Here is an 11,977-nt window from a genome sequence, read left to right on the forward strand (position 1 = left end):
CCGCCCGCACCTCCGCGCCGGCCGCCCCGCGCCTGAGCTCCTGTTTACGATCTGCTGCGCGTTGTAAGACGTGACACGGTGAGTGCTGCTTCGAAATGCTCATGTACCGCTAGCACACACCGTTTTCTCCGCAGCAACGCCTGGCCCCTCTCTCGCGAAAGCGAGGGCAGGCTCCAAACATTCCGCCTTCTTTAATCTCGCAAACGCGCCGCTCCCTCCGCGGCCCAAATCGCTTGGGACTCCTTCCTATGAATGTAATCATCGGCTACGTCGTCGTGATCGGCATGATCTTCGGCGCCTTCCTGATCCACGGCGGCGCCATCGGCGCCATTCTCTCCGCGATGCCCACCGAGATGATGGCGATTCTAGGCGGCGCGCTGGGCGCCTTCATCGTCGCGAATCAGACCAAGAACCTGAAAGCGGTGGCGCGCGCGCTGCCCGCCGCGCTCAAGGGATCGCGCCATGACAAGGCCCGCGCGCTGGATCTGCTCAGCCTGCTGTACGAGCTGCAGGTCAAGGCGCGCAAAGAGGGCATGATGGCCCTGGAGGCCGATGTCGACGCGCCGCAGCAAAGCCCTATCTTCAACAAGTACCCGGCCATTGCCGGCGACCACCACGCGCTGGGCTTTATCCGCGACTACCTTCGCATCATGGTCAGCGGCAATCTGAACGCCTTTGAAATTGAGAACCTGATGGATGTGGAGCTGGAAACCCACCATCAGGAGGGCATGGCGCCCATCGCCGCCATCCAGCGCCTGGGAGACGCCTTGCCCGCCTTCGGCATCGTCGCCGCCGTGTTGGGCGTGGTCAACACCATGGCCTCGGTCGGCGCGCCGCCTGCGGTGCTGGGCGGCATGATAGGTTCCGCCTTGGTCGGCACCTTCCTAGGCATCCTGCTGTCCTACGGCATGGTGACGCCGTTGGGCTCGCTGCTGGAACAGAAGCTGGACGAGGACAGCAAGGAATTGCAATGCATCAAGACCGTGCTGCTGGCCGGCATGCAGGGCTATCCGCCGCCCAGCGCCATCGAGTTTGGCCGCAAGGTGCTGTTTTCGAGCGAACGTCCGGAATTCGAAGAACTGGAAGAACGCATCAAGAGCCTGCGCTAAGCTCGCCCGGCAAGGGGATCAGCTCCTCGGCGTTCACCCCCAGGCCAAACTGGCCGCCTAGCCGCAACTCCGCGCCCAGGCTCGCCGCCTCGCGCGCGGACAGGCTCAGACTCAGACGCCCCGCCTGCGCGGCCACTTCCACGCGGGCGCCGTCCGCCAGCCAGGTCAGCGACTCAATACGCGCCGGCGGGTACTGCGGCCCCAACCGCAGCGCGCGGCCTGGCACCACAGCATGCTCCAGCACGTTTTCATAACCGATGAAGCGTGCCAGCCATGCGTTTGCAGGCCTAGCCAGCAGATGCCGCGGCGCGTCGCATTGCACGATGCGCCCCTGATGCAAGACGGCGGCGCGGCTCGCCATCGCGAACGCCTCCTCCCGGTCATGCGTGACCAGAATCGCCGGGATCCCCGACTCCGTCAGCAGCTGCGTGAACTCCCCTTGCAACTGGCCTCGCAAGTGCGCGTCCAAGCTGGAAAACGGCTCGTCCAGCAGTAATAGCCGCGGCCGGGTCACCAGCGCGCGCGCCAGCGCCACCCGCTGTTGCTCACCGCCGGACAAGGTCCAGACCTTGCGCCGCTGATAACCGCCCAACCCCAACCGCTCCAGCATCGCTTCCGCCTCGCGAGCGGCCTGGGCACGGAACTGCCCGCGCTCGATCAGACCGAACATCACATTGCCCGCCACGTCCAAATGCGGAAACAGAGCGAAATCCTGGAACATCAGCGCGAAGCCGCGCCGCTCCGGCGGCAGCCGGCTGATGTCCTCGCCTTCAAAACGAACGGCGCCGCCGTCCAGCGGCAGCAGGCCGACGATGATTTTGAGCAAGCTGCTCTTGCCGCAGCCGGACGGTCCCAGCAGGGCCAGAGTCTCCCCGGCCGCCACCTCCAGCGATACGCCATCCGCCGCCACCCGCGCGCCGAAACGCTTTTCAATTCCTATGAGCTCAAGCACACTGGTCTCCTTTCTCCGGCTCCCCCGGTCTAGCCGTCCCGCTTTCAATCACGGCAAAAGCCAGTGTGGCCAGCACCATCAGCAGGCCGGACAACAGCATCGCCGCGTCCGCGTTGGCCTCACCGGGCCGGCCCAGCTTTTGATAAATCAAGGTGGTCAAGGTCAGCCATTCCGGCCGGGACAGAAACAAGGTAACCGCGAACTCCCCCACCGCAGTGGCGGCGGCGAAGGCCAGCCCGCGCCGCAAAGCAGGTTGCAGCAAGGGCCAAACCACCCGCCGGAACACCTTCCAAGGGCTGGCGCCCAGGGAGCGCGCCGCCTGCGCCAGATGTTCAGGCATGCCGTCCAGCGCCGCGCCGGCGGCCTTGGCCACAAAGGGATAGGCCAACAAAATGTAGGCCGCCAACAGCATGGCCAAATTGGCGCTCCAGCTTGGGTACAGCAGCAACAGGCCAAAAGCCACGCATACCGGCGACACCACGAAAGGCAGGAACGCCAAGGCCCGCAGCCACAACCAACGCCCCGCCGCCAGTGCGTGGCACAGGCCCAGCAGCCCGGACAGCAGCACGGTCATCACAGTGAAGCGCGCCGAATTGAACAAGGCCAGCCGCAGTTCCTCATCCCACAGCGCGGGCAGCCCATCAAGCGAGGACAGCGCTTTCCACAGCACCGCCAGCAAGGGTAAGCCTGCGAAGATCAACAGGATGGCGAGGGCCACCGTCAGCCAGGCGCGGTCCACCCAGGTCCGCGCGGGCGCGGGGAGCAGCGGCTCGCAGCGCGCCGGCACGCCCAAACGCGCTTCCAGCCAGGCGTAGACCGCTGCGACGCTGCCGGCCACCAGTAGGCTCAACAACGCCAACGCGCCGGCGTCGGCCAGGTTCAGCTCATACGCCACCAGCGTGTAGATCTCGACTTCCACCGTGGCGTAACGCTGGCCGCCCAGCAACAAGGCCAGACCGAAGCCGGAGAAACAGTAGAGAAAGACCAAGCAAAGATTGGGCAGCAGCCAGGGCAGCGCCGCCGGCCATTCCACCCGCCAGAACGCGCGCCAGCGGCCGGCGCCCAGGCTGCGGGCAGCGGCCAGCCGGCTGGCGGGCACCTGAGCGAAGCCATCGGCGGCGGAGCGAATCACCAGCGGAAGATTGAAAAACAGATTGCCGTACAGCAACAGCCAGGGCGAGTCCTGCAGATTCAGCCCGCTCAATCCTCGCGGGCCGAACAGCGCCAGCACTCCTACCCCAGCAACCAAGGTGGGCATCACAAAAGGCAACATCAACAGGCGCAGCGCCAAGCCGCGCCCAGCGAAACGGAATCGAGCCAGCGCCCACGCCGCCGGAACGCCTAACAACAAGGCCAGCAAGCAAGTCGCGCCGCCCTGCAGCACCGACCACAACATGCGCCAGCGCAAATAGGGATCGCTCAGCAAACCGAAGGACAGCGGCTCTCCGCCCTCCTGCAACAAGCGCGCCAACGGCAAGGCGGACATGGCCAGCAAAAACAGCAAGGGGGGCGCCGCCAGCAATAGGCGGCTCCTACCGGTCAGCATCAAGACTGCGTTCCCTTCAACGGCCAACAGGCGGTCAACACATCCTCCACGCCATCCTCGTCCTCGCTTTGGCCCGCCTTGGCGAAGCCCAAAGCCTCAGCCAAACGTTGCGAAGGCAGGTTATCCGGCGCGATGGACAGCACCAGCCGCGGCGCGCCGGCCCGGGCCGCCCAGGCGCCCATCGCCAGCACCGCTTCGCGGGCGTAGCCTTGGCGGCGATACGCCGGGTAAATCGTATAGCCCAGTTCCACATCGCCGTAGCCGCCCAGATAAGGATGGCCGGGCAAGGAGTGAAAGTTGGCGTGGCCCACCATCGTCAGATCCTCGCGACGCAGCAAAGCGCGCACCGACCAGGGCGCGTAATCGGGCTGGCGTTCGATATCGTCCAGCCGCAAAGCCATCAAGTCCTGCTCGTTCAGCCATTCCGTCGCCAGCGGCGCGCCCAGCAGCTCGGCCGCCGTTTCCGGTTGGCCGGCCAGGCACAGCCACAGCGTTTGCGGGTCCAGATGACGCAACAGCAGCCGCGGCGTTTCGATGTCCGGAATCATTGCCCGCCCTTCAATACCACCCGAGTCCAGCGCGACACCCATTGGCGGGAGCGCTCGGCGATCACCTTGCTGTCCGGAGTGTCGTGCGCGGTCGGCTGCTCGGCGAAGCGGTAAACCGGATCCAAGGCCACCTTGTCCATCACCGGGTACATCCACATAGTAGTGGTCACATCCTTCTGCACCGCCTCGGAGCGCAGGAAGGCGATGAATTTCTCGCCCAGCGCCGCTTCCTTGCCGCCCTTGACCAGAGCCGCTCCTTCCACCTGACGGAACACGCCGCCTTTCAAGGGCAGATTGCCGGTGGGCGCGTCGTTCAGCTTCTGCTTGCTGTAGAACACCTCCGCGGCCGGGCTGGTGGCGTAGCTGACCACCAGCGGCCGGCTGCCGCCGTTTTTGGAAAAGTCTGTGTAATAGGATTCGCTCCAACCTTTGCTGACCTTCAGCCCGTTGTCGCGCAAGCGGCCCCAGAAGGCGAAGGCCTTGTCCTCGCCCATCGCGGCGACGGTGGACAGCATGAAAGCGAGCCCAGGGCTGGAGGTGGCCGGATTCTGCACCACCAGCAGGTTCTTGTAGGCCGGCTTGGTCAAATCCTCCAAGGTCTTGGGCAAGGCCAATTGACGCTGAGCGAACCAGGCCTTGTCGTAATTGAGCGTGACGTAGCCGTAATCTATGCTGACAGCGCCCGGCAAAGTGGCCTTGCCGTCTTGAGCCAGCGCCGCCGGCACCGGCGCCAGTACGCCGGCCTGCTGAGCTTTGCCGATCAGGCTGTTGTCGATGCCGAACACCACATCGGAGATGGGATTGGCCCGGGTCAGGATCAGCTTGTTCAGCATCTCGCCGGCGTCTCCGGCCTTGATGATGGACACCTTGGCGCCGTTCTGCTTTTCAAACTCCGCGAGCAGAGGCTTGGACACCGTGAACGAGCTATGCGACAGCACGCGCAGTTCGGCCGCCGACGCGGCCAGACTGACCGTCGCCAGCGTAACGGCGATCAAAGAGGGAAAACACTTCATGGACATCTCCGTACACAATGGCAATTGGCCGGAGCAAGCGGAATGCGGGCAGCGCCCGCGCATCACGCTCCCTCCGCTGGCATGACCCAGATCAGGTTGCAGGGTATTTTCTCAGCCCGCGCGCGGACACCCCTGGTGACAGCCGGCCAGTATACCCCAGCTGCCGCCCGCTGACAGCCAACACTCTTTAACAGAGTCGGCCGGCGCCTTAACACACCGATGACAAGCGCCTTCTAAGCTGAATAGGCTTGCGCCCGCTCCGGGCGCGTCGGGAGACCATGCTTGAATCCCATGCAAATCCTTTGCCGGCCGCTGACAAAAGCGGCGGGCGCCATTCGTGTCATCGCCAAGGCTGGAGTCTTGCTGGCCGTTCTCAGCTTGCCCGCTCTAGCCCAGGCCGGCATCGGCATCGCCGGCGCTCGCCACTTGCTGTCTCGCACCGGCTTCGGCGCCAACCCGGCTCAAATCGCCGTGTACGCGCCGCTGAGCAGAGAAGCCGCGGTGGACCGGCTGCTGGCCAATACCCGCGCCAGCGCCGACACGCCGCCGCCGGCCTGGGTGAACGAAGCCTTCGAGCGGCCGGGGCAGCCCAATCTCAGCGAAGAAGAGAAAAAAGCCTTGCAAAAGGCACGCGCCGAGCACGCGGTGGAACTACGCGGCTGGTGGCTGAACGAGATGCGCTACACCACATCGCCGCTCAGTGAAAAAATGACTCTGTTCTGGCATAACCACTTTGTCTCAGCGCTGGACAAGGTGCGCTCGCCGCAAATGATGTACCAGCAGAACCTGCTGCTGCGCCGCTACGCCCTAGGCAATTTCGGCGACATGCTGCACGCCATCGCGCGCGATCCGGCGATGATGCGCTACCTGGACACCGCCAATAATCGCAAGGGCCAGCCAAACGAGAACTTCGCTCGCGAGGTGATGGAGCTGTTCACTCTGGGCGAAGGCCATTACAGCGAACAGGATATCCGCGAGGCCGCCCGCGCCTTCACCGGCTGGGGCTTGGACCGCGACGACCGTTTCGTCAACCGCCCCAAGCTGCACGACGACGGCGATAAGTTGATCTTCGGCCAGCGCGGCAACTTCGACGGCGACGCCGTGCTGGACCTGCTGCTGCAACAGCCGGCCACCGCCGAATTCATCACCGCCAAACTGTGGAAAACCTTTATCTCGCCCAAGCCGGACCCGGCCGCCGTCAAGCGGCTGGCCAGCGGTTTCCGCAATGGTCGTTACGAGATCAAACCCTTGCTGCGCGCCTTGCTGCTCAGCCCACAGTTCTGGAACAGCCAGGGCCAGTTGGTGAAATCACCGCTGGAGCTGACCATAGGCATCCTGGTGACTTTCGACCTCAGCCCACCGGACTGGCGCGCGCTGGCCGGTCTTAATCGCCAGTTGGGCCAGGATGTGTTCGCGCCGCCCAATGTCAAAGGCTGGCCAGGCGGAGAAACCTGGATCAACAGCGCCACCTTGTTAAGCCGCAAGCAGTTCCTGGACCGTATCGCCCACGACGCCGCGCCGGCCCGCAACGCCTTTGCGCTGCCGGACGGCGGCATGGACGAAATGAAGGGGCGCGAGGCGCGCATCAACCGGCTGGCCGCAGCCGGCCTGCGCTCACTCAAGCTGCAACCTGACGAATGGAGCGCCATCTATCAGGTGCGCAGCGCTCAGGACACCGCCAGGCTGCTGCTGGCGCTGCCTCCGGCCAACCCTCTGCCCGAATCCCTCAGCGGCGCGCAAGCCATCGCACCGCTGCTGCTGGATCCGGTCTACCAAATTCACTGACAGGAGCCCAGCCATGTTCCAACGACGTCAATTTCTCAAGGCCATGGCCGGCGGCCTGATGGTATCGGTGCTGCCCAATCTGAGCTGGGCGCTGGCTCCCGCCGGCTATCGCCGCCTGCTGGTGCTGATCGAGCTCAAGGGCGGCAACGACGGCCTCAACACCGTGGTGCCCTACGCCAGCGCCGACTACTACCGGTTGCGCCCTGGCATCGCCATTCCCCGTGAACAAGTGCTGCCGCTGGACGAACGCCTGGGCTTGCACCCGGCCATGACCGGGCTGCTTCCGTTATGGCAACAGCGGGAGTTGGCGGTATTGCAGGGGGTTGGCTATCCCGACCCCAACCTGTCCCACTTTCGCTCCATCGCGATCTGGGAAACCGCATCCAATAGCCAGCAATATCTGAGCGAGGGCTGGCTGAGCCGGCTGTTCCGCGAACAGCCGACACCGCATGACTTCGCCGCCGACGGCGTGGTGCTGTCCAGCCAGGCGCTGGGGCCGCTGGACGGCGGCGCTCGCGCGGTGGTGCTGAGCAATCCTCAAGACTTCGCGCGCCAGGCCAAGCTGGCGGCGGACCAAGGCCACGCCGGCAGCGGCGCGCTCGGCCATATTCTCAAAGTGGAGGGCGACATCCGCCAGGCCGCCGCCGAGTTGGGGCAGCCGGCCAAACCGTTGGCCGCGGCGGATTCGCCGATGGCAGCGCCGCGGCCGACCGGAGCGTTCGCCCAGGCCGTCGCCACCCTGGCGGATACCCTGTCGCGCGGCGTGTCCATCGCCGTGGCCCGCATCACCCTGACCGGCTTCGACACCCATGGCAACCAGCCGCCCACCCAGGCGCGGCTGCTGGGCGAACTGGCAGATGGCATCGCGCTCTTGCGCACGCAATTGCAACAGCAAGGGCGCTGGGACGACACCCTGGTGCTCAGCTACGCCGAATTCGGCCGGCGGCCGCGCGAAAACGGCAACCGCGGCACTGACCACGGCACCGCCAACGTCCATTTCGCCAGCGGCGGGCGCGTGCGCGGCGGGCTGTACGGGCAAAGCCCGCAACTGGCCGGCGTCAGCGACGGCAACCTGCCCTACGCCATTGACTTCCGCCAGGTCTACGCCACCGCCATCCAGAGCTGGTGGGGCAAGGACGCCCACAATGTGCTGGGCGGCCGCTTCGCCCCCCTGCCCCTTCTCAAGACATGAGAAAGCCGGCCCGTAGGAACCTGTTTACGATCTCGCGAGCAAGGGCGGGACCAGACGAAAACGCCTGAGAAAGCGGAGTGTACACACGGTACATGAGCATTTTGAGGGCGTACTCGCCGTGTCATGCTCCACGACGCGTAGCAAATCGCAAGCAGGTTCTAAGGCGTAAAAAAAGCGGCCCGCCTGATTGGCGCGCCGCTTTCCATGTCCATTTGGAAGAGGTCCCTAGTCAAGGCATTCAATCATGCCTCAGCCGTACTTTCCAACTCCGGCAAGGCGATGTGGTGATCCTTGCTGTATTGATAGTCGTGAAACACGTGCTCGGCGCTGAGCAGTTGATAGCTGCCGTCTGCGCGCTGGACGGTGGTGTCTTTGAGACGGTAGGCGTTGTGGCCGCAGGTCCAGCAATCGAAATTGCGCATCTGCGTGCACAAACAGGTCTTGTCCCACACTTTGATGCGGCGCTCGCCGGGATGGGCGGCCACTTCGCGGTTGTAGGCCTCGATATAGGAACAACCGCCCTTGGCGTCCAGCAGGTAGCCGTAGGCTTCGCAATTAGGGCGAATGCCGTCGCCGATGGCCGGACAGTGCTTGATCATGCGCATCGGATAGCCGGTGGGCGACAGTTGGTTGACTTCGATGTCGTCCTCATTGGCTTTGAAGTATTCCTGCTGCACTTTCTCCGGCAAGCCGCATTCTCGCGCCACGGTGAAGCGAGTAGCCACCTGCACCGCGCAGGCGCCCATCTCCAGGAATTGAGTCGCATCGCTGCCGGTGAACACGCCGCCGGCGGGAATCAGCGGGATATCCAGTTGCTCGGCCCGCAGCCAGTCGCGGATTTCGGCCACGATGACGGCCAGGTCGTATTGCGCCCAATCCATGCCGAAGCCCAGGTGGCCGCCGGCCAGCGGGCCTTCCACCACCACATAGTCCGGCAGGCGGTTGCTGCGCGCGCTCTTTTTCAGGAACAACTGCAGAGCGCGCAGCGAGGAGACGATGATGCCGAGTTTGGCGTCGCGGAAACGCGGGTGATCTTCCATCAACGCGAAGGAGCCCAGATGCAGACCCGCGGCCAAAGTAATGCCGTCGATGCCGGCGTCCAGCGCGGCGTGCATGCGCGTGCGCAAGGTTTCCTTGGGCGCGTTCATGGTCAGCTTTTCCATGCAGTTGATGAAGACCAGGCCATCGCCGCGTTTGGCTTCCATGGTCTTGCCCACATGCATGCGGGTGGCTTCCGCCAGCAAACCCAAGTCGAACTGCACGACGGATTTGTCGCTGTTCTCGACATTGAATTTGTACTGCTTGAGCTTGTCTTTGACGTATTTGGTGTTGAAGCGGCGGTCGGTGACCGTGGGCACCATGGCGTCGGAAATATGCCCCACGCCGCCCAGTCTGGCTGCTTCCAGCGCCAGCGCCGAGGTGGAGATGTCCACGCCCATGCCGCCAATCATGATGGGCACCAGCTCCTGCTTGCCCAGCCGCAGTCTGAAATCGTCAACGCACTTCATTAAATCAGCCTATCTCTCCTGAATGCTGGCCGGCATTATCCCCCGGCCTTATGGGAAAATCCATTTTTTTAGAGTTTTTGCTCCGAGGACCCAGCCAAACCGCTCCCGTCAGCCCCAGCCAGTTCAAGCGCCCAGCCCTGGCCACTATGCGCCCGCCATATTGCAGCCATGCTACGCGCCGGCTCATTGAAAAAGCCGGGGGGTCCCGGCCTTTCCCTGCATGCCGGCGCGTGGCAGGCCGCAAACTACGGTCTTACCAAATACGGATGCGCTCGTCTTTCGGCTTGAACATCTTGTCGCCGGGCTTGACTTCGAAGGTTTCGGCAAAGGCGTCGCTGTTGCTCGCCGCGCCGATAGCCCGGAACTCTCCGGGCGAATGCGGATCGCTCACCAAGCGCGACAGCAAGGCCTCGTCGCGAATCTTGTTGCGCCACACCTGGGCGAATCCATAGAAGAAGCGCTGGTCGCCGCTCATACCGTCTATTGTAGGCGCCGGCTTGCCGCCCAAGGACAGTTGGTAGGCCTTATAGGCGATTTGCAGGCCGGCGTTGTCCGCGATGTTTTCGCCCAGCGTCAACTCACCGTTGATGTGCTTGCCCGGCAAGGGCTCGTAGCCGCTGTACTGCGCCACCAGCTTGCCGGTCAGTTGATCGAAACGGGCGCGGTCCTCCGCCGTCCACCAGTTGCGCATATTGCCGTCGCCGTCGAACTGGCTGCCCTGATCGTCGAATCCGTGGCTGATTTCATGGCCGATCACCGCGCCTATGCCGCCGTAATTAGCTGCGTCGTCGGCCTTGGCATCGAAGAACGGCGGCTGCAGAATAGCGGCCGGGAATACAATCTCGTTCAGCGACGGGTTGTAGTAAGCGTTGACGGTTTGCGGCGTCATCCCCCACTCCTCGCGATCCACCGGCTTGCCCAGGCGGGCCAGCATGCGGCGATATTCAAACAAGGAGCCGCGCTTGATATTGCCCACCAGATCGTCTCGCTTGATCGTCAGGCCGCCATAGTCGCGCCACTTATTGGGGTAGCCTATCTTCAGCATGTATTTGGACAGTTTGTCCTGCGCGGCCTTCTTGGTGGCCGGGCTCATCCAGCTTAGCGTGTCTATGCTCTGGGCGTAAGCTTTCATCAAATTGCCCACCAGCGCTTCCATCTTGGCCTTGGACTCCGGCGGGAAGTAAGCCTGCACGTAGAGCTTGCCCAGAGCCTCCCCCAGATTGCCCTCTACCGCTTTCACCCCGCGCTTCCAGCGCGGCTGCTGTTCCAGCGTGCCGGCCAGCGCCTTGCCGTGAAAGTCGAAACGGGTTTGCGCCAGGGCGCTGTCCAGATAGGGCGCGTAGGCGTCCAACGTCTGCGCCGTCAGATAGTCCTGCCAGTCTTGCAGCGGCCACTCGGCCGCCAGCTTGGCCCAGGCCTGAGCATAGCTGGGCTGGTTGACGTTGACCGCGCTGACGCCGCCGGCCCCGGCCGCCTCCAGGAAAGCTTGCCAGTCAAAGCCCGGCGCCCGCTTTTTCAGCTCGGCCACGCTCATCTTGTTGTACGTCTTTTGCGGGTCTCGGTTCTGCACCTTGCTCCACTGGGCTTCTGCCAGCCTGGTTTCCAGCGCGAACACGCGCTGGGCGCGCTGCTCCGGTTCGGCGTAGCCGCCCAGCTTGAACAATTTTGCGAGGTAGGCCCGATAGGCCTGGCGAGCTTTCTCGAAGCGCGCGTCCTTGCCCAGATAATAGTCGCGGTCCGGCATGCTCAGGCCGTTCTGATACAAGCCGGCCAGGTATTGACGCGCGTCCTTGGCGTCCGCCTCAACGTAAAAAGCCAAAGGCTGTTGCACGCCCAGACCCTGCGCCGCGCCCATCCAGGCCGCCATCGCCCGCTTGTCCTTCAAGCCGGCGATCTCCGCCAGATCGCCGCGCAGCGGCGCCAGGCCCAGTTTGTTCAGCGCGGCCTCATCCATAAAGCTGTGATACAGGTCGCCGATCTTTTGCGCCTCCGGCGATGCATTCGGCTTGGCTGCGGCCTCTTCTATCAGCTTGCGGCTGCGTTCCAGGCTCAAGTCGCGCAATTGCTTGAAGGCGCCGTCGCTGTCTTCGGACGCCGGCAGCACCGCGTGTTTGATCCAGCCGCCGTTGACCGCGTGATAGATATCGTCCTGCGGACGCACCGCGTTGTCGAAATGCTGTGTGTCGATGCCGGACACGACGCCGGCTTGTGCGTGCCAGGCCAGCAACAGACTTGCGGCCATCAGGGCTAACTTCATTTTCATCGGGGGTTCCTTTCACTCCATTTCTCTGCGGCCCTGTTTTCCTTGTTTTGGTTCCGGTGAA

At 63.9% G+C, this 11,977-nt stretch carries 9 protein-coding genes and 1 riboswitch; of the genes, 3 read left to right on the forward strand and 6 right to left on the reverse strand.

Going from position 1 to position 11,977, the window contains the following annotated elements:
* Positions 1-248: 248 nt before the first annotated feature.
* Positions 249-1,109, forward strand: coding sequence for a flagellar motor stator protein MotA (gene motA / locus DXT74_RS17040; protein WP_081554993.1), 861 nt, complete (start codon positions 249-251; stop codon positions 1,107-1,109).
* On the opposite strand, the gene DXT74_RS17045 is transcribed toward motA, so the two are convergent.
* The 4 genes from DXT74_RS17045 to DXT74_RS17060 are packed head-to-tail and all read right to left on the reverse strand — an operon-like array spanning position 1,093 to position 5,168.
* On the reverse strand, positions 1,093-2,061 hold the full coding sequence (locus tag DXT74_RS17045) for an ABC transporter ATP-binding protein (RefSeq protein ID WP_194426545.1): 969 nt from the start codon (positions 2,059-2,061) through the stop codon (positions 1,093-1,095). The genes motA and DXT74_RS17045 overlap by 17 nt on opposite strands.
* Positions 2,054-3,607, reverse strand: coding sequence for an iron ABC transporter permease (locus tag DXT74_RS17050; protein WP_194426546.1), 1,554 nt, complete (start codon positions 3,605-3,607; stop codon positions 2,054-2,056). The genes DXT74_RS17045 and DXT74_RS17050 overlap by 8 nt, the downstream gene beginning before the upstream one ends.
* Positions 3,607-4,155, reverse strand: a complete 549-nt coding sequence (locus DXT74_RS17055) for a GNAT family N-acetyltransferase (RefSeq protein WP_081554996.1) — start codon at positions 4,153-4,155, stop codon at positions 3,607-3,609. Before DXT74_RS17055 ends, DXT74_RS17050 begins: the two co-directional genes overlap by 1 nt.
* Positions 4,152-5,168: a thiamine ABC transporter substrate binding subunit gene (locus DXT74_RS17060; protein WP_194426547.1), complete on the reverse strand. Its 1,017-nt coding sequence runs from the start codon at positions 5,166-5,168 to the stop codon at positions 4,152-4,154. The genes DXT74_RS17055 and DXT74_RS17060 overlap by 4 nt, the downstream gene beginning before the upstream one ends.
* A 50-nt stretch (positions 5,169-5,218) precedes the next feature.
* Positions 5,219-5,312, reverse strand: a riboswitch (TPP riboswitch).
* A gap of 216 nt (positions 5,313-5,528) precedes the next feature.
* On the opposite strand from DXT74_RS17060, the gene DXT74_RS17065 reads away from it, so the two are divergent.
* Together DXT74_RS17065 and DXT74_RS17070 are read left to right on the forward strand one after the other, a co-directional pair.
* Entirely contained in the window at positions 5,529-6,953 is a 1,425-nt protein-coding gene (locus tag DXT74_RS17065) for a DUF1800 family protein (RefSeq protein ID WP_231138210.1), read from the forward strand.
* A 13-nt stretch (positions 6,954-6,966) separates the two neighbouring features.
* Positions 6,967-8,145, forward strand: a complete 1,179-nt coding sequence (locus DXT74_RS17070) for a DUF1501 domain-containing protein (RefSeq protein ID WP_194426548.1) — start codon at positions 6,967-6,969, stop codon at positions 8,143-8,145.
* Between the two features lie 242 nt (positions 8,146-8,387).
* Here DXT74_RS17070 and DXT74_RS17075 read toward each other — a convergent pair whose 3' ends face one another.
* Both DXT74_RS17075 and DXT74_RS17080 read right to left on the reverse strand, forming a co-directional pair.
* On the reverse strand, positions 8,388-9,653 hold the full coding sequence (locus tag DXT74_RS17075; RefSeq protein WP_194426549.1) for a nitronate monooxygenase: 1,266 nt from the start codon (positions 9,651-9,653) through the stop codon (positions 8,388-8,390).
* Between the two features lie 253 nt (positions 9,654-9,906).
* The gene (locus tag DXT74_RS17080; RefSeq protein ID WP_043631012.1) at positions 9,907-11,916 is read right to left on the reverse strand and encodes a M13 family metallopeptidase; all 2,010 of its coding nucleotides are present in this window, start codon (positions 11,914-11,916) and stop codon (positions 9,907-9,909) included.
* Between the last annotated feature and the right edge of the window lie 61 nt (positions 11,917-11,977).

Origin of the sequence: Chromobacterium sp. Rain0013, from assembly GCF_015291765.1 — a bacterium.
GTDB classification, from domain to species: domain Bacteria; phylum Pseudomonadota; class Gammaproteobacteria; order Burkholderiales; family Chromobacteriaceae; genus Chromobacterium; species Chromobacterium haemolyticum.

Bases quoted from the DNA above. Each gene is read 5' to 3' on its own strand.
- DXT74_RS17060 (WP_194426547.1), bottom strand. From the start codon at position 5,168: ATGAAGTGTTTTCCCTCTTTGATCGCCGTTACGCTGGCGACGGTCAGT.
- DXT74_RS17050 (WP_194426546.1), bottom strand. From the start codon at position 3,607: ATGCTGACCGGTAGGAGCCGCCTATTGCTGGCGGCGCCCCCCTTGCTG.
- DXT74_RS17055 (WP_081554996.1), bottom strand. From the start codon at position 4,155: ATGATTCCGGACATCGAAACGCCGCGGCTGCTGTTGCGTCATCTGGAC.
- DXT74_RS17075 (WP_194426549.1), bottom strand. From the start codon at position 9,653: ATGAAGTGCGTTGACGATTTCAGACTGCGGCTGGGCAAGCAGGAGCTG.
- motA (WP_081554993.1), top strand. From the start codon at position 249: ATGAATGTAATCATCGGCTACGTCGTCGTGATCGGCATGATCTTCGGC.
- DXT74_RS17080 (WP_043631012.1), bottom strand. From the start codon at position 11,916: ATGAAAATGAAGTTAGCCCTGATGGCCGCAAGTCTGTTGCTGGCCTGG.
- DXT74_RS17070 (WP_194426548.1), top strand. From the start codon at position 6,967: ATGTTCCAACGACGTCAATTTCTCAAGGCCATGGCCGGCGGCCTGATG.